This window comes from Microcystis flos-aquae FACHB-1344, from assembly GCF_014698375.1.
GTDB classification, from domain to species: Bacteria; Cyanobacteriota; Cyanobacteriia; order Cyanobacteriales; family Microcystaceae; genus Microcystis; species Microcystis aeruginosa.
Map to the genome: position 1 here is coordinate 1 of NZ_JACJSW010000208.1, position 1,791 is coordinate 1,791.

The 1,791-nt window shown below is 37.2% G+C and carries 1 protein-coding gene and 1 pseudogene; one reads left to right on the top strand and one right to left on the bottom strand.

Features of this window, described 5'->3' with window-relative positions; all coding sequences use genetic code 11:
- Positions 1–288 precede the first annotated feature (288 nt).
- Positions 289–1,097: pseudogene (locus H6G48_RS21340) on the top strand (DNA adenine methylase).
- 71 nt (positions 1,098–1,168) lie between these two features.
- On the opposite strand, the gene H6G48_RS21345 reads toward H6G48_RS21340, so the two are convergent.
- Positions 1,169–1,483, bottom strand: a complete 315-nt coding sequence (locus tag H6G48_RS21345; protein ID WP_242034723.1) for a DUF4351 domain-containing protein — start codon at positions 1,481–1,483, stop codon at positions 1,169–1,171.
- Positions 1,484–1,791 lie beyond the last annotated feature (308 nt).

Here is a 1,791-nt window from a genome sequence, read left to right on the forward strand (position 1 = left end):
TGGGATAATTTCCCCTCAAAGGGCAGCTCGAAGTTTTCTGGTGGGGTTGAGGGTAACTCGCTTTTACGGTACATTAGCACTAATTAGAGAAGATGCAAGGGTGATGCAAGGGTAATGCAAGGGTTTTAAGAGATTCTAGCAGATTTAAGTGCATTTGGGAAGCTCTCAATCAAGCTAAAAGCCCTTTCCTGTAAGGTTTTTAGATTTATTCAGCCAACCCTAAATAGGTCTGGCAGCGGATAGCCTCAACACCAAAACCAAACTGCGGACAGTAAATTAGTCAATAAAATGTCAAAAATTAAAAGTCCTCTGCGTTATCCCGGTGGTAAATCCCGGGCAATTAAGCAAATTCTGCCGCAAATTCCTGTCAATATTAGGGAATATCGAGAACCTTTTTTTGGTGGTGGTTCTGTGTTTTTTGCTGTTAAGCAACTCTTTGAACAACAGATAAAAACCTATTGGATTAATGACTTAAATTATGATTTATATTGTTTCTGGCATGCGCTCAAGAAAATATTGAGTCATTGGTAGCAAAAATAACAGAAATTAAACAGAAATATGATAACGGACGAGAATTATTTCAAGATTTGACAAGGGAAGATTTAAAGTTAACCGACTTTGAGAAAGCAGTGCGTTTTTTTATCTTAAATCGGATTACTTTTTCGGGAACAGTGGATTCGGGGGGTTATTCCCAAGCGGCTTTTACCAGTAGATTTACTGATTCATCAATTGCCAGATTAACTCAAATTGCGCCGTTATTAGCATTGGTAAAAATTACTAACCAAGACTACGAAGAATTATTATTTCAAGAGGGAAAAGAAGTTTTTATATTTCTCGATCCCCCCTACTATAGTGCCACAAAATCCCGTTTGTACGACGTAATAGGGAATTTACATACCAGCTTCGATCATCAACGTTTTGCCGATAATATGCGTCAATGTCAGGCTAAATGGTTAATTACCTACGATGATTGTCCAGAGATACGAAAACTCTTTGATTTTGCCCATATTATCGAGTGGAATCTTCAGTATGGCATGAATAACTATAAACAAGGAGCGGCGGCATCCGGCAGAGAATTAATGATCAAAAATTATTAGTGCGATGCCGAAGGCACTGGGTAGCAGTAAGCTAATCTTATATGTTGGGTTGACGACTGTACTTCATCCTATTAATTTAACCATTGGTGCAAATCTTCCAAATCCGAAAAATCCAATAAAGCAAGAGCTAAATTATCTAATTGATTAGGATTTAACTGTTTAATTTTTTGTTCTACCTTTAAAGGAATAGAACCTAGTTTTAAATTTAGCTGACGCAAAATTAGGCTTTTTTTAGCGGATAATCCTCCTTCCTCTCTGCCTTCCTCTAAAGCTTCTTGATAAACCTTAGTTTCTCTTAAATCACTTAGGTAATGATTTGGTAGTAGTGGCGTAGCCCTCTTGCTTACCTGGTATGAATTGTGGGTTCTTCGGTTTTTGTTATGCAATGGACGGGGGTTATAAGGGATGGAACCCTTATATAGAAAGGCATTTGGCGATTTTTGTCAATTATTTTTTATCTAGAGCGAACTAATCAATTAAGTCTCTTGCCAGATAAGGATTTAGTCGATTTATGCCCCCCTATCGAACCATACTAAGTAACGAAGAACCGAATTGTGTAAAATATTTATGAATAAAAATAATTGGAACCCGCTCAGTCTTTAAACCTCTAGCTTGATCATGACTTTTCTGATAAATATCTTTTTCTGGCTCCTGTCTGGCTTACTCAAATATCAGTCTAGCACCGAACAAAGTA